General features: G+C 61.9%; 13 protein-coding genes and 1 other RNA gene. 5 read left to right on the top strand and 9 right to left on the bottom strand.

The window, feature by feature from the left end; translation table 11 throughout:
- Positions 1-12: 12 nt before the first annotated feature.
- From rpsA to gyrA, 9 genes are all read right to left on the bottom strand, one after another.
- Entirely contained in the window at positions 13-1,746 is a 1,734-nt protein-coding gene (gene rpsA / locus PQR42_RS11380) for a 30S ribosomal protein S1 (protein WP_106283263.1), read from the bottom strand.
- Between the two features lie 164 nt (positions 1,747-1,910).
- The gene (gene cmk / locus PQR42_RS11375) at positions 1,911-2,597 is read right to left on the bottom strand and encodes a (d)CMP kinase (RefSeq protein WP_408216061.1); all 687 of its coding nucleotides are present in this window, start codon (positions 2,595-2,597) and stop codon (positions 1,911-1,913) included.
- A gap of 35 nt (positions 2,598-2,632) precedes the next feature.
- Entirely contained in the window at positions 2,633-3,937 is a 1,305-nt protein-coding gene (aroA, locus tag PQR42_RS11370; RefSeq protein WP_408385740.1) for a 3-phosphoshikimate 1-carboxyvinyltransferase, read from the bottom strand.
- A 19-nt stretch (positions 3,938-3,956) separates the two neighbouring features.
- The gene (locus PQR42_RS11365) at positions 3,957-4,898 is read right to left on the bottom strand and encodes a prephenate dehydrogenase (protein ID WP_408385738.1); all 942 of its coding nucleotides are present in this window, start codon (positions 4,896-4,898) and stop codon (positions 3,957-3,959) included.
- A 16-nt stretch (positions 4,899-4,914) separates the two neighbouring features.
- The gene (gene hisC / locus PQR42_RS11360) at positions 4,915-6,063 is read right to left on the bottom strand and encodes a histidinol-phosphate transaminase (RefSeq protein WP_408385737.1); all 1,149 of its coding nucleotides are present in this window, start codon (positions 6,061-6,063) and stop codon (positions 4,915-4,917) included.
- A 79-nt stretch (positions 6,064-6,142) separates the two neighbouring features.
- Entirely contained in the window at positions 6,143-7,225 is a 1,083-nt protein-coding gene (gene pheA / locus PQR42_RS11355) for a prephenate dehydratase (protein WP_012433979.1), read from the bottom strand.
- 70 nt (positions 7,226-7,295) lie between these two features.
- Positions 7,296-8,378, bottom strand: a complete 1,083-nt coding sequence (gene serC / locus PQR42_RS11350; RefSeq protein WP_408216075.1) for a 3-phosphoserine/phosphohydroxythreonine transaminase — start codon at positions 8,376-8,378, stop codon at positions 7,296-7,298.
- A gap of 309 nt (positions 8,379-8,687) precedes the next feature.
- Positions 8,688-9,290, bottom strand: coding sequence for a DUF2059 domain-containing protein (locus PQR42_RS11345; RefSeq protein ID WP_011489486.1), 603 nt, complete (start codon positions 9,288-9,290; stop codon positions 8,688-8,690).
- A 123-nt stretch (positions 9,291-9,413) separates the two neighbouring features.
- On the bottom strand, positions 9,414-12,050 hold the full coding sequence (gene gyrA / locus PQR42_RS11340; RefSeq protein WP_408216078.1) for a DNA gyrase subunit A: 2,637 nt from the start codon (positions 12,048-12,050) through the stop codon (positions 9,414-9,416).
- Positions 12,051-12,536: 486 nt separating this feature from the next.
- Here gyrA and ompA point away from each other — a divergent pair, with 486 nt between their 5' ends.
- The 5 genes from ompA to PQR42_RS11315 all read left to right on the top strand — a co-directional run bounded on the left by ompA (position 12,537) and on the right by PQR42_RS11315 (position 15,933).
- A complete protein-coding gene (gene ompA, locus PQR42_RS11335; RefSeq protein ID WP_028200089.1) occupies positions 12,537-13,184 on the top strand; it encodes an outer membrane protein OmpA in 648 nt (215 codons plus the stop codon).
- Positions 13,185-13,379: 195 nt separating this feature from the next.
- Positions 13,380-14,078, top strand: coding sequence for a bifunctional 2-polyprenyl-6-hydroxyphenol methylase/3-demethylubiquinol 3-O-methyltransferase UbiG (gene ubiG, locus PQR42_RS11330; RefSeq protein WP_408216081.1), 699 nt, complete (start codon positions 13,380-13,382; stop codon positions 14,076-14,078).
- 31 nt (positions 14,079-14,109) lie between these two features.
- Positions 14,110-14,823 (top strand): phosphoglycolate phosphatase, encoded by a 714-nt coding sequence (gene gph, locus PQR42_RS11325; protein WP_408216084.1) that lies wholly within the window; start codon positions 14,110-14,112, stop codon positions 14,821-14,823.
- Positions 14,824-14,930: 107 nt separating this feature from the next.
- Positions 14,931-15,300, top strand: a transfer-messenger RNA (tmRNA) gene (gene ssrA, locus PQR42_RS11320).
- 273 nt (positions 15,301-15,573) lie between these two features.
- Entirely contained in the window at positions 15,574-15,933 is a 360-nt protein-coding gene (locus tag PQR42_RS11315; protein ID WP_408216087.1) for a COG4315 family predicted lipoprotein, read from the top strand.
- Positions 15,934-16,005 lie beyond the last annotated feature (72 nt).

Here is a 16,005-nt window from a genome sequence, read left to right as displayed (position 1 = left end):
GACCTCTCAGGCTTACTGGTTCTGGCCGTCGAGCTTGGCCTTCAGCAGCGCGCCGAGGTTCGTCGTGCCGGTGGCAGCCGAGCTCGAGTCCGACGAAGCCAGGCCGCGAATCGCTTCCTGTTGCTCAGCCGAATCCTTAGCCTTGATCGACAGGTTGATGCCACGCGACTTGCGATCGATGTTGATGATCATCGCGTTGACCTTGTCGCCTTCCTTCAGCACGTTGCGAGCATCTTCCACGCGGTCTTGTGCGATTTCCGAAGCCCGCAGGTAGCCTTCGACTTCCGTCGACAACTGAACCACTGCACCCTTCGCGTCCACCGTCTTGACCACGCCGTCGACGATCGAACCCTTGTCGTTCATGGCAACGAAGTTGCTGAACGGGTCGCCTTCGAGCTGCTTGATGCCCAGCGAAATGCGTTCCTTCTCGACGTCGATGCCGAGAACGATCGCTTCCACTTCGTCGCCCTTCTTGTATTTGCGAACTGCTTCTTCGCCCGTTTCGCTCCACGACAGGTCCGACAGGTGAACCAGACCGTCGATGCCGCCCGGCAGACCGATGAAGACGCCGAAGTCGGTGATCGACTTGATTGCGCCTTGCAGCTTGTCGCCCTTCTTGAAGTTGCGGCTGAAGTCGTCCCACGGGTTCGGCTTGCATTGCTTCATGCCGAGGCTGATACGGCGGCGGTCTTCGTCGATTTCGAGAACCATGACTTCGACTTCGTCGCCCAGTTGCACAACCTTCGACGGTGCAACGTTCTTGTTCGTCCAGTCCATTTCCGACACGTGAACCAGGCCTTCGATACCCGATTCGACTTCGACGAATGCGCCGTAGTCGGTGATGTTGGTGACCTTACCGAACAGGCGCGTGCCCGACGGGTAACGGCGCGAAATGCCTTCCCACGGATCGTCGCCCAGTTGCTTGATGCCCAGCGATACGCGGTTCTTCTCTTGATCGAACTTGAGGATCTTCGCGGTCACTTCCTGGCCAACCGACAGCACTTCGCTCGGGTGACGCACACGACGCCATGCGATGTCGGTGATGTGCAGCAGACCGTCGATACCGCCGAGGTCCACGAACGCGCCGTAATCCGTGATGTTCTTCACCACGCCTTCCACGATCGCGCCTTCCTTCAGCGTTTCGAGCAGCTTTGCGCGCTCTTCGCCTTGGGTCGCTTCGATCACGGCACGGCGCGACAGCACGACGTTGTTACGCTTGCGGTCGAGCTTGATGACGCGGAATTCCAGCGTCTTGCCTTCGTACGGGGTCGTGTCCTTGACCGGACGCGTGTCGACCAGCGAACCCGGCAGGAATGCGCGGATGCCGTTGACCATGACGGTCATGCCGCCCTTGACCTTGCCCGTGATCGTGCCGGTCACGAGTTCGTTGTTGTCGAGAGCCTTTTCCAGCGACAGCCACGAAGCGAGGCGCTTCGCCTTGTCGCGCGACAGGATCGTGTCGCCATAGCCGTTTTCCAGCGCGTCGATCGCGACGGAAACGAAGTCGCCCGCCTGCACTTCTACCTCGCCCGCGTCGTTCAGGAACTCTTCGAGCGGGATGTAGGCTTCGGACTTGAGACCAGCGTTGACGACCACGAAGTTGTGGTCAACACGCACGACTTCGGCGGAAATCACTTCGCCGGCGCGCATGTCTTGCTTGGTCAGCGACTCTTCGAACAGAGCCGCAAAAGATTCGGTATTCGGGGTAGAGGTTTGCAGGTCGGACATAAAAATCAAAATTTGCATGGTTCTCGCGGTGCCAGGCTGGCCGGACGGTCAGCAACAACGGCCAAGAAAGCGAATGCCACGCGGGGTTAAAGGGTTAACACAACGCTTCGCGACGATCGCGAAGCACCTACTGACAACCGACTTCTACTGCGCCCACACCTGAAGCACAACGCGTACTTTCATCAGGCATGCGGGACTAAAGCTTCATACCACTGCACCACTTGCTCGACCGCCTGGTCGACCGACAATGCGGAGGTATCAAGCAGCTTTGCATCCGCTGCGGGCTTGAGTGGCGCGGCTGCGCGCTGACTGTCACGCTCATCGCGCTCACGCAAATCCCGGAGCAAGTCATCTATATTAGCAGAAAATCCTTTTTGGATCAATTGCTTATGCCGGCGCGCCGCGCGGGCCTCGACGCTGGCGGTCATGAACACCTTCAGCACGGCGTCCTGGAAGATCACGGTGCCCATGTCGCGGCCGTCCGCAACCAGTCCCGGTTCCTTACGAAAAGCCCGCTGACGCGCCACCAGTGCGGTGCGCACCGGCGCGTGGACGGCGATCGCCGAGGCGCGGCCGCCGACTTCCTCAGCGCGAATCTCGGCCGAGACGTCGACGCCGTCGAGCTGCGCCAGTCCCTCGCGAAACGTGATGTGCAGATCGTCGATCAGTTTTGCAAGGGCGACGGCGTCGCCCGCCTCGATGTTGTAGCGCAGGCTGGCAAGCGCGGCGAGACGATACAGCGCGCCGCTATCCAGCAAGTGGAAGCCGAGGCTCGCGGCAACCAGCGCGGCCACGGTGCCTTTGCCGGAGGCACTCGGGCCGTCGATCGTAATGACGGGCGTCTGGTGAAAGGGACGGGTCGGTTTCATCGAAAAAGTCGCACGTCAGGCGATTCGGGGTCGAATCAGGGTTGAGCGAGCGCCGCGAAGCGCTCGAAATAATCGGGAAACGTCTTGCCGACGCACTTCGGGTCGTTGATCCGCACCGGCACGCCGCCGAGGCTCACCAGCGAAAAGCACATGGCCATGCGGTGATCGTCGTAGGTGTCGATGGCGGCGTTCGGAATCAGCTTTTCGGGCGGTTCGATGACGAGGAAGTCCTCGCCTTCCTGCACCTTGGCGCCGACCTTGCGCAACTCCGTTGCCATTGCGGCGAGCCGGTCGGTTTCCTTCACGCGCCAGCTGGCGATATTGCGCAGCGTGGTCGCGCCGTCCGCGAACAGCGCGGCGACGGCGATCGTCATCGCGGCATCGGGAATCAGGTTGCAGTCCATGTCGATCGGCTCGAGCTTGCCGCTGTCGTGACCGACGCCGCGCACTTCGATCCAGTCATCGCCCATCTGCAGGTTCGCGCCCATCTTGATGAGCGCATCGGCAAAGCCGACGTCGCCCTGGATGCTGGCCCGGCCGACGCCCTCCACCTTCAGCGGCCCGCCGCCGAGCGCGCCGGCCGCGAGGAAATACGAAGCGGACGACGCATCGCCCTCCACCATGATCGTGCCCGGCGACTGATAGCGCTGCCCCGCCGGCACGACGAATTGATGCCAGCCATGGCGCTCGACCTTGATGCCGAAGCGCTCCATCAGCTTGATGGTGATCTCGATGTACGGCTTCGAGATCAGTTCGCCATCCACCTGCACGGTGCTCACGCCACTCTCGCTGCGCAAAAGCGGCAGCGTCATGAGCAGCGAGGTCAGGAACTGGCTCGACACATCGCCACGCACGGTGATTGGCGCGTCGGCGTTGATTTGCCCCGGACGAATCCGCAACGGCGGATAGCCTTCGTTCTCTTCATAGTCGATCTTGGCGCCGAGCTGGCGCAGGCCGTCGACCAGATCGCCGATCGGCCGCTCGTGCATGCGCGGCACGCCGTGAATGCGATAGTCGCCGCCGTTGACCGCCAGCGCCGCCGTCAGCGGACGCACCGCCGTGCCGGCGTTGCCGAGAAACAGATCCGCCGTGCGCGCCGTGAACGCGCCGCGCGTGCCGGTCACGACGCAGGTGTCGCCGTCGCGCTTCAGACGCACGCCGAGCTTTTCGAGCGCGTCGAGCATCACGCGAGTGTCGTCGGAGTCGAGCAGATTCGTGATCGTCGTTTCGCCTTCGGCGAGCGCCGCGAGCAGCAGCACCCGGTTCGAAATGCTCTTCGAGCCAGGCAGACGAATCGTGCCGGACGCGCGGGAAAACGGTCCGAGATCGAGGAATTCCATGATTAAGTCCAGTTTCCGGTTATTTCGACGCGTCGCTGTTGGCGACGCCGGCCGCGCGCTGTTCCTGCCATTCGGTGCGCGCCACGCGCGAGCGCGCGAACACGGCTTCGAGGGCGGCGCCGTCGGCGGCTTCGATGGCCGCGCGCAAGCGCGCGAGCACTGCCGTGTAGGCGTCGAGTTCATCGAGCAGCGCGACGCGGTTGGCGACGCACACGTCGCGCCACATTTCCGGGCTCGACGCAGCGATCCGCGTGAAGTCGCGGAAACCGCCCGCGGCGAACGAGAATTTCAGCGCGGCGTCGGGCGAATTGAGAATCTGCTCGACCAGCGCGAACGAGAGCACGTGCGGCAAATGGCTGACCGACGCGAACACGCGGTCGTGCTGCTCGGGCGCCATGTTGCGCACGAGCGCGCCGGTGGCGCGCCACATCGCCGCGACGCGCTCCACGTCCTCAGGTGCATTCTCAGGCAGCGGACACAGCACGACATTGCGGCCCACATAAAGGTCGGGCAAGGCAGCTTCCACGCCGCTTGCCTCGCGGCCGGCAATCGGATGCCCAGGCACGAACTGGGCGACGCGCGCGCCAAGCGCCGCACGGGCGGCGGCAACCACGTCCGACTTGGTGCTGCCGGCGTCGGTGACGATCGTGGCGTCTTCGAGAAACGGCGCGATACGCTCGAGTAGCGGCTGCGTCTGCGCGACGGGCGCGGCCAGCAGCACGAACTCGGCGCCGGCTAGCGCTTCACGCAGCGAGGCGTCGTCGTTCAACGCCGCCGAGCCGTCGATCACACCCAGTTCCAGAGCGCGCTCAGTCGACGCGGACGAACGCCCCACACCGATCACCTTGCGCGCGCCCTCGGCCTCGCCCCGCTCGCGCAACGCGCGCGCGAGCGATCCGCCGATCAGGCCGACACCGAAAATTACCAGCTTGTTAAATGAAAACGCGGCCACGTCGGTCACAGATAAAGCGCGCCTTTCATGCCAACGAGGCGCGCGGGTCAAGGGTTACCGCTTTCGCGGTGGCGAGCGTCTTTTCGAGCGCCGCGATGAATGCTTCATTTTCTTCCGGCAGGCCGATCGTGATGCGCAGCCATTGCGGCAAACCATAGTTGCCGACCGGACGCACGATCACGCCCTGCTTCAGCAACTCGAGGTTGACGCGGTTGCCGGCCGCGTCGTCGTTGCCGACACGCACCAGCACGAAATTGCCGTCCGACGGCACATACTCCAGGCCGAGCCTGTCGAACGCTTCGGTCAGACGGCGATAGCCTTGCGCGTTCAACGCCGCGCTCTTTTCCAGAAACGCCTTGTCGTTCAGCGCGGCGATCGCCGCAGCCTGCGCGAGCGTGTTCACGTTGAACGGCTGACGCAGGCGATTCAGCAGATCGGTCAGTTCAGGTTGCGCGATCGCAAATCCCACGCGCAAACCGGCGAGACCGAAGGCCTTCGAAAACGTGCGCGACACCAGCAGGTTCGGGTAGCGGCGCACCCACGCGATCGAGTCGTAGCGCTTCTCCTCCGGCAGATATTCCGTGTACGCCTCGTCGAGCACGACGGCCACGTGGCGCGGCACCTTGTCGAGAAACGCCTCGAGCTTCGGTCCTTCGATGAACGTGCCCGTCGGGTTGTTCGGGTTGGCGACGAAAATCAGACGCGTGTCGTCGGTGATGGCCGCGAGCATCGCGTCGAGGTCGTGACCGTATTCGACAGCCGGCACGACGATCGCGCGCGCGCCCAGGCCTTGCGTGGCCAGTGCGTAAACCGCGAACGAGTACTGTGCATAGACGATCGACTGACCCTTTTCCACAAACGCGTGCGCGGCGATTTCGAGAATGTCGTTGCTACCGTTGCCGAGCGTGACCCAGTCGGCCGGCACGCCGTAGCGCTCGCTCAGCGCCGCCTTCAACTCGAACGCGTTCGCGTCCGGGTAGCGGCCCAGTTCGCTGGCGGCCTGCGCCACGGCGCGCTGCGCCGACTCCGGCATGCCGAGCGGATTTTCGTTCGACGCGAGTTTCACGATGGTCGCTTCGTCCAGACCGAACTCGCGGGCCACTTCCGAAATCGGTTTGCCTGCGATGTAAGGCGCAATGGCGCGCACGTAGGAAGGACCGAAAGACGCTGTCATGAGAATCTCCGAACGACTATGAATAATTGAATGCGCGGCGGCTGCGGCCGGGATGCCACGGGCCGCCGCTTGACTGTCATCAACGGGCGCGCGGATACGAGCCCAGAATCTTCAGGAACGCTGCCTTCTCGCCGAGTTCGGTGAGCGCGGCGGCGACCGCCGGATCGTCGCGATGGCCTTCGACGTCGATGTAGAAGTAGTACTCCCACGTGCCGACGCGCGCCGGACGCGATTCGAAGCGGGTCATGGACACGCTGTGACGCGCCAGCGGCTCCAGCAGCTTGACCATCGCGCCCGGTTCGTTCACCACCGACACGATCAGCGACGTCTGGTCGTAACCGCTCGGGCCGGCCGGCTGCTTGCCGATCATCACGAAGCGCGTGCGGTTGTGCGGATCGTCCTGGATCAGCGCATAGGCCACTTGCAGGCCGTAATGGGTCGCCGCGCGATCGCCGGCGATCGCCGCCACGGTTGGATCTTCCGCCGCCATGCGTGCCGCTTCGGCGTTGCTCGACACGGCTTGGCGCTCCAGATGCGGCGCGTTGGTCGACAGCCAGCGCTGACACTGCGCAAGCGCCTGCGCATGCGCACACACGCGCGTCACGCCGGTGAGGCCGCCGTTCAGCGTCAACAGATTGTGGTGGATCGGCAAAGCCAATTCGCCGCCGATCGTGAGTTGCGTTTGCAGCAGCAGATCGAGCGTGCGCGACACCGCGCCTTCGGTCGAATTCTCGACCGGCACGACGCCGAATTCCGCAGCGCCGGCCTCGACCGAACGAAACACTTCGTCGATCGACGGACACGGCAGGCCTTCGATCGACTGACCGAAGTATTCGTGCATCGCCTGTTCGCTATAAGTGCCGACCGGGCCGAGGTACGCGGCCTTGATGGTCTTCTCGAGCGCGCGGCTCGCGGCCATGATCTCGCGCCAGATCGCGCTGATATGCTCGCTCGCGAGCGGCCCTTCGCTCATGTCCTGCAGACGCGCGATCACCTGCTGCTCGCGCTCCGGCCGGAACACCGGCGCGTTGAAATGCTTCTTGACCTCGCCCACTTCGAGCGCGACCGCGGCGCGCTGGTTGAGCAGCGCGATCAGCTGCGCGTCGAGCGCGTCGATGCGTTCGCGAAGGGGTTTGAGTCGGGTATTGAGTTCGTCGTCCATGCGTGAAAACGGCCCTGCCGGTAGCTGCTGCACAAATGCGTGCTGGAAAGGATGCGCGCGCCCCGATTACTCAGGCGCTGCGCTGTTCGAATTCCTTCATGTATTCGACAAGCGCTTTGACGCCCTCGAGCGGGACGGCGTTATAAATCGACGCCCGCATGCCGCCGACGGACTTGTGGCCCTTTAGCTGCACCATTCCCCGCGCTTTCGCGCCGGCCAGGAAATCTTCGTTGCGCGACTCGTCGGCGAGGAAGAACGGGACGTTCATCCGCGAGCGCGAGCCACGTTCGACCTTGTTCAGATAGAAGCTGCTCGAGTCGATCGCGTCGTACAGCAGCTTCGACTTCTCGAGATTACGCGCTTCCATCGCGGCAAGGCCGCCCTGCTTCTTCAACCACTTGAACACCAGCCCGGCGATGTAGATCGCATAAGTGGGCGGCGTGTTGTACATCGAATTGTTCTCGGCGACGGTCTTCCATTCGAACGCCGACGGGCAGATCGACTGCGCGCGATCCAGCATGTCTTCGCGCACAACGACCACCGTCACGCCGGCCATGCCGATGTTCTTCTGCGCGCCGCCGAACAGCACGCCGTATTTGGCGATGTCCATGGGACGCGACAGGATGTGCGACGAGGCGTCAGCCACCAACGGAATATCGCCGAGATCGGGAATCTCGAACGTCTCGACGCCGTGGATCGTCTCGTTCGTGCACAGATGCACGTAAGCCGGGTCGTCGGACAGTTGCCACTCCGAGCGCGCCGGCGCGCGGGTGAAACCGTCGGCCGTCTGGCCGCTCGCTGCCAGATGCACGGTGCCGTACTTCTGCGCTTCCTTGAACGACTTCTGCGACCAGGAACCCGTCACGACGAAATCCGCGCGCGGCTTCGCGCCCATCAGATTCATCGGCACGATCGCGTTCTCGCCGAGACCGCCGCCTTGCAGGAACAAAATGCGATGGCTGGCCGGCACCTCGAGCAAGTCGCGCAGATCGACGAGCGCTTCCTCGTGGATCGACATGAACTCTTTCCCGCGATGGCTCATTTCCATCACGCTCATGCCGCTGCCCTGCCAGTCGAGCATTTCGTCGGCGGCTTGACGCAGCACTTCTTCGGGCATGGCCGCGGGGCCGGCGGAGAAATTAAAGACGCGCATCGTGAGATCCTGGAAGCAGGCGCAAAAAAAGGAAGATCGCGCAAAGATCGGCGAAGTTGGCAGCCGGGCGAACAACCACCGTGAAGCTGACAACCCGATCTTGCCGGCGCGATTTTCTGACGCGGGTTTCAGGCCATTTCGCGCCGAAAAAGAAAATGGCCGTCTGCGCGTGTGCGCAAACAGCCATTATCGCATTGTCACCGCCAAGCCGCCAAACCCGGCGCGCCATCAGCCTACGAGGCGGGCCTGCCGGACGGCAACTGGCGCGATGTCAGCGCAGCCTTTCGACCTTGGGCTGACTAATTGGCTTTACTTAGCCGGCTTGACCGAAGCGACTTCCTTGTCGGCCTGGTCACGCGTTGCCTTGATCGATTGCGGCATGTACTTTTGCATCAAGCCGTTCACGACGTCGCGGCCAACCTGGTCTTGCACCTGGATGAACTTGCGGCCGGTCGGGCTCTTGTAGAACGTGGTCAGATCCTTGATTTCCGACGTGCTGTAGTACTTCGCGTAAGCGTCGTACTGAGCTTGCATGGCGTCCTGACGGAAACTGTCCGTGGCGAACACCTGGCCTGCGCCGTCAACCAGCTTCGGCACTGCGTTCTTTTGCAGCGTCGGGACGGAAGCCTGCTTCTGCTTGTCCGTCATCGTCTTGTTTTCGCTCAGCGCGTCCGACAGGATTGCCGGAACCAGCTGCTTGGCTTGCATCTGGGCGCTGTTGCCGATCGCGCCGACGAGCTTCTGCGCGTCGATGGCGTCCAACAGGTCCTTGATTGCAGCCTGCTTGGCCGGATCAACCGGTGCTGCGGCAGCAGCCGGAGCCGCCGGAGCCTGGCTCTGAAGCGCTTGAGCCATGGCAAAGGTCGGCACGAGGGCAGCCAGCAACATCAGTTGTTTGAATCGTTTTTGCATCATTACTCCCTAATAGAAATGAACTTGAGCAGCAAGCCGCGCGGGACACGTATCAGCCCGACACGCCATTATTCCCGGCGCAGCTTTCAACTAATCACTGAGACTGTAAGACGCTGACTCGAATCAGGCGGCACCGCCCTCTTCGCCACCGTTGTCACCTTCTGCGGGACCTTCGGCGTCGCCTTCAGCATCACCTTCTGCTTCCGCCTCAGCGACCTGTTGCAGACCTGAAAGCTTGGTCCCTTCGTCAAGGCTGATGAGTGTAACACCTTGGGTTGCGCGTCCCATTTCTCGAATTTCCGACACCCGCGTACGGATCAGCACGCCGGTATTGGTGATCAGCATGATCTGCGCTTCCTGATCCACCAGCGTGGCGGCGACGACCTTGCCGTTACGCTCCGACGTCTGGATCGCGATCATGCCCTTCGTACCGCGACCGTGACGGGTGTACTCGGTGATCGGCGTGCGCTTGCCAAAGCCGTTCTCGGTTGCAGTGAGCACCGACTCCTGCTCGTCGCCGGCCACTAGCAGCGCGATCACGTTTTGCCCGTCTTCGAGCTGCATGCCACGCACACCGCGCGCTTCACGGCCCATCGGACGCACGTCGTTCTCGTCGAAGCGAACCGCCTTGCCCGAATCCGAGAACAACATGACGTCGTGCTGACCGTCCGTAATGGCAGCGCCGATCAGGTAGTCGCCCTCATCCAGACCGACCGCAATAATACCTTTGCGCAACACGCGGCCAAAGGCTTCCAGCGGCGTCTTTTTTACGGTTCCTAACGCGGTGCCCATAAAGACGAATTTGTCCGCCGAGAATTCCTTCACCGGCAAGACAACCGTGATCTTCTCGCCGTCCTGAAGCGGGAAGATATTCACGATCGGACGGCCGCGCGAGTTGCGCGAACCCTGCGGCACTTCGTAGACTTTCACGCTGTACACGCGGCCGCGATTCGAGAAGCACAGAATGTGGTCGTGCGTGTTCGCGATGAACAGCGTGTCGATCCAGTCGTCTTCTTTCATCGCCGTGGCCTGCTTGCCGCGGCCACCCCGCTTCTGCGCACTATATTCGGACAGCGGCTGCGATTTCACGTAGCCGGCGTGCGACATGGTCACGACCATCTCTTGCGGCGTGATCAGATCTTCGGTGTTCAGTTCGGTAGCGTTCAGCTCGATCTTCGAGCGGCGCGCGTCGCCGAATTCGGCTTTGATCGACGTGAGTTCGTCGACGATGATCGCCGTAATGCGTTCCGGGCGAGCCAGGATGTCCAGCAGGTCGGCGATTTGCGCCATGACTTCGCGGTACTCGCCGATGATCTTGTCCTGCTCCAGACCGGTCAGGCGCTGCAGACGCATCTGCAGAATTTCCTGAGCCTGGGTGTCGGACAGTCGGTAGAGGCCGTCGGACTGCATACCGAACGACGGATTCAAGCCGTCAGGACGATAGGCTTCGCGACCACCCGCCGTCGCGTTTTCCGTCTCGGCGCGCGACAACATTTCGCGCACCAGCGACGAATCCCACGGACGCGCCATCAATTCCTGCTTCGCGATCGGCGGAGTCGGCGCGGCTTTGATGATCGCGATGAACTCGTCGATGTTGGCGAGCGCAACTGCCAGACCTTCGAGCACGTGGCCGCGTTCGCGCGCCTTGCGCAGTTCGTATACAGTGCGCCGCGTCAGCACTTCCCGACGATGCGACAGGAAGCACGACAGCATTTCCTTCAGGTTCAGCAGCTTCGGCTGGCCGTCGACCAGCGCGACCATGTTCATGCCGAAGGTGTCCTGAAGCTGGGTCGCCTTGTACAGATTATTCAGAACGACTTCCGGCACTTCGCCGCGCTTGAGCTCGATCACGACGCGCATGCCGCTCTTGTCGGACTCGTCGCGGATGTCGGAAATGCCTTCGAGCTTCTTCTCGTTAACCAGTTCGGCGATGCGCTCCAGAAGTGAGCGCTTGTTCACCTGGTACGGCAATTCGTCGACGATGATCGCCATGCGCTGGCCGCGGTCGATTTCCTCGAAGTGCGTGAGCGCGCGCATCACCACGCGGCCGCGGCCGGTGCGATAGCCGTCGCGCACGCCGGCCACACCGTAGATGATGCCGGCGGTCGGGAAGTCGGGCGCCGGAACGATCTCGATCAGTTCGTCGATCGTGGCTTCCGGGTTCTTGAGCAGATGCTGGCAGGCGTCGACAACCTCGTTGAGGTTGTGCGGCGGGATGTTGGTCGCCATGCCGACCGCGATGCCGGACGAGCCATTGATCAGCAGATTGGGAATGCGCGCCGGCAGGATGGCCGGTTCGTTTTCGCTGCCGTCGTAGTTCGGCGTGAAGTCGACCGTTTCCTTGTCGATGTCGGCCAGCAGTTCGTGGCCGATCTTCGCCATGCGGATTTCGGTGTACCGCATCGCCGCGGCATTGTCGCCGTCGACCGAGCCGAAGTTGCCCTGACCGTCCACCAGCATGTAGCGCAGCGAAAAGTCCTGCGCCATCCGGACGATGGTGTCGTAAACAGCCGTGTCGCCGTGCGGGTGATATTTACCGATGACGTCGCCGACAATACGCGCCGACTTCTTGTACGCCCGGTTCCAGTCGTTGTTCAGTTCGTGCATCGCGTACAGCACGCGCCGGTGCACCGGCTTCAGGCCATCGCGAACATCGGGAAGCGCACGCCCTACGATCACGCTCATCGCGTAATCGAGATACGAACGGCGCATTTCCTCCTCTAGGGAGATTGGCAGAGTCTCTTTGGCGAATTGATCCATTATCCGTATCTTTTACGTGCCAAGACGACGGCTTAACTTCACTTCGCCGCGCCTTCGCGTAAGCATTGCAGGCGCAACGCATCACGCGATTCTAACATGCCGCGAATCCGCTCCCGACGAACCTACGTATACCTATTAGTGGGACGCGCGCGAAGCGTTCCTGGACGCCCATTTTCGAGACGGGTCAGGCTCGATTCGTGCGTGGGGCAATTCGCCGCTCAGCCATGACTGGCGGAGCCTCCAGGGAATTGCTTTTGTTGCGCATGCACCACAATTGGAGGGTGATTCGATCGGGGGCAGATTTTTTTATCGTTGGAAGGGAACGATATGGCAAAATGCCAACGCACAAAGAGTTAGACACTGCTCGAAGTCTACACAGCACGTTTTTTGTTCTACACCGATGTTATACTTCGAGCAATGTATGACTTGTCTTCGTCAACAGGCTCGCAGTAAACCTGCGGTAATCTCAATTTCGAGAGGAGAAATATGAATAAACTTTCAAAGCTCGCGTTCATTGCAGCTACCGCGGTTATGGCTGCATCCGCCATGGCACAGTCGGTGCCGGCGTCGCGACAAGCTACGAACGACAACTGGGTGAATGGTACCGGCGAATACGTGTGGATGAACGGCACGAACGAGCTGTGCTGGCGCGATGCATTCTGGACGCCGGCAACGGCCAACGCAAAGTGCGATGGCGCTCTGGTTGCTCAAGCTCCGACTCCGCCGGCTCCGGTCGCACCTGCACCGGCTATTACGAGCCAGAAGATTACGTATCAAGCTGACGCACTGTTCGACTTTGACAAGGCAATCCTGAAGCCGGCCGGCAAGGAAAAGCTGGACGATCTGGCATCGAAGATCGGCGCGCTGAACCTGGAAGTCGTCGTCGCAACGGGTTACACGGACCGTATCGGTTCGGACAAGTACAACGACCGTCTGTCGCTGCGCCGCGCTCAAGCTGTGAAGGCATACCTGGTCAGCAAGGGCATCGAATCCAACCGTATCTATACGGAAGGCAAGGGTAAGCGCAACCCGGTCACGACCGGTTGCAACCAGAAGAACCACAAGCAACTCATCGCCTGCCTCGCACCGGATCGTCGCGTGGAAGTCGAAGTTGTCGGTACTTCGAAGCAGTAAGCTACAAAACTACCGCAGTATCAAAGCCCCGCTTCGGCGGGGCTTTTTTTATGTCCGGCTACTCGCGCGACGCCGTGCATCGGGACCCGGCCGGACCTCGAGCGGGCGGCATTTTGCCGCCCCGTCCCTCGACCTATATACTCAGGGTTTATCCTCGAGCGCCCGCTCACCGCTTTCTTCGAGGCAGCCTCCGTCATGACCAACGCCGATCCCCACGAACTGCAGAAATTTAGCGACCTTGCGCATCGTTGGTGGGACCCGAATGCCGAATTCAAGCCGCTGCACGAGCTCAATCCGATTCGTCTGAACTGGATCGACACGCACGCGCATCTCGCGGGCAAGACCGTGCTGGATATCGGCTGCGGCGGCGGCATTCTGTCCGAGTCGATGGCCGGCCTGGGCGCGCACGTGAAGGGCATCGACCTGTCGACCCAGGCTTTGGGCGTGGCCGATCTTCACAGCCTTGAAAGTGGTGTAACCGTCGATTACGAAGAAATCGCCGCCGAGGCGCTCGCCGCCCGCGAGCCGGGTACGTACGACGTGGTGACCTGCATGGAAATGCTGGAGCACGTGCCTCAGCCTGCTGCCATCGTCGAGGCCTGCAAGACGCTGGTGAAACCCGGCGGCTGGGTGTTCTTTTCCACGCTGAACCGCAACGTGAAGTCGTACCTGTTCGCCGTGATCGGCGCCGAATATATCGCGCGAATGCTGCCCAAGGGCACGCACGACTACGCGCGCTTCATTCGCCCGTCGGAATTGGCGAGCTTCGTGCGCGCCGCCGACCTGCGCACGGCCGATATCAAAGGCATCGTCTATAACCCGCTCAGCAAGCATTTCACGCTGTCCGCCGACACGAGCGTGAACTACATGCTCGCCTGCCGACGCGACGTTTGATCCGCCCCGACCTGCCGGACCTATCGAATCAATGAGCGATCCCACGCCCCTGCCCCAACGCGAAGACAACGAAGACGCACTCGGTCTTTGCCAAGCCGTCCTGTTCGACCTCGACGGCACGCTAGCCGATACGGCGCCCGACCTCGCGGCCGCCGTCAACAAGATGCGCCACGATCGCGGGCTGGAGATGGTGCCGCTCGAAGATCTGCGCCCGCTTGCGTCCGCGGGTGCGCGTGGGCTGATCGGCGGTGCGTTCGGCATCGGCCCCGATAGTCACGAGTTCGCGTCGATGCGCGAGGAGTTCCTCGCCAACTACGAAGCGGACCTGTGCATCGAGACCACGCTGTTTCAAGGCATTCCCGAAATGCTCGACGAACTCGACGCACGCGGCGTGCGCTGGGGCATCGTCACAAACAAGGTTGCGCGGCTCACCGAGCCGCTGATCGCGCAACTCGGTCTCGAAGAGCGCGCCGGTTGTGTCGTGAGCGGCGATACCACACCGCATTCGAAACCGCACCCGGCGCCGTTGCTGCACGCGGCGCGTGAACTGGACGTGGCGCCGGAGCGCATCGTCTACGTCGGCGACGATCTGCGCGACGTGCAGGCGGGTTTCGCCGCCGGTATGAAGACGGTCGCGGCGGCGTACGGCTACTGCGGCAACGATATTCCGCCGACCCAATGGCACGCGCAACACGTCGTCCAGTCGCCGGCTGAATTGCAGAGGCTGCTGCGCGACCTCGGCTGAAGCGCGGGCGGCAGGCAAAGCCAGGCCGCCGCGCCAATGAGTCAGGACGTGGCCGTTAATCTATTGTAAAATCTACGTCTGGCCCAGAAACTTGGGCAACGAACCGCGGGGGCGACCTGGTTTCGACAGGGGTTGCGAAGCGGCTAGGGCATGTCGAGGCCCCGTCACCTCGTAAATCAGCGGGAAAAACGTAACTGCAAACGACGAAACGTTCGCACTGGCAGCCTAAGGGCCGCCGTCCTCTGCCTAGTTCACTGACGGGCTAGAGTCGCAAGACCGGTAGCAATACCGACAGAGGTCATATACGTCAGTTAAGCCTTGGTGGTGTCACGACATCCGGGTCGAAAATCTAGTGAATCGCTGTAGCGCAGCGTGTTCGTCCGCGTCGCTCTGGTTAAATCAAATGACAGAACTACACATGTAGAACTAGTCGTAGAGTGCTTCTGGACGCGGGTTCGATTCCCGCCGCCTCCACCAGAACATGTTTCACGCTGCACCATCAAGTCTCATCGGAAACCCGTAAGCGGCCTGCTGCTTGCGGGTTTTTTCTTAGTCCCCGCGTCCTTCCCGCTGCGCTCTTTCCCGCACTATCCTTTTCTTATCTCATCTCCGCGCTGTTCCCTGGCGGACTCTAGCCCGATCCTCTCGCGAAGAAGTGATTGGAATAAAGGCATCCGCTCAGTCGTTTGATCCTCACGCGCGCACGCCGTGCCTCGCGTGAGACCAACACCAAAATCAGGAGCCGACATCATGCGCAAAACTCTCTTCTGCCTCGCCCTCCTCGCACTGCAACAAAGCGCTTTCGCCGAAGCACCGAAAATCGTCGACGGGCGCTTCGTCACTGCAGACGGCATGACGCTCTATACCTTCGACAAGGACACCACGCCCGGCGTGAGCGCCTGCACCGGCGGCTGCATGAACTACTGGCCCGCGGCCACGGCTAGCGCTTCGGACAAACCGTCCGGCGACTGGACGTTGATCACCGGCGCCGACGGCAAGCAGCAATGGGCGTACAAGGGCCATCCGCTGTATCGCTACGCGGCGGACAAGCAGGCGGGAGACATGAAGGGGGACAATTTCAAGGACATGTGGCACACGGCCAAGCCTTAAGCGCCAGCCGCAAGGCCACAACGCCAAGCTGAACCTGAGAGCCAAACGAAAGACGCCGGCAGAACGCCGGCG

It is taken from the genome of Paraburkholderia sediminicola (assembly GCF_046027355.1).
In the GTDB taxonomy this organism is placed as follows: domain Bacteria; phylum Pseudomonadota; class Gammaproteobacteria; order Burkholderiales; family Burkholderiaceae; genus Paraburkholderia; species Paraburkholderia sediminicola_B.
This window is presented reverse-complemented; position numbering and strand designations above follow the sequence as displayed.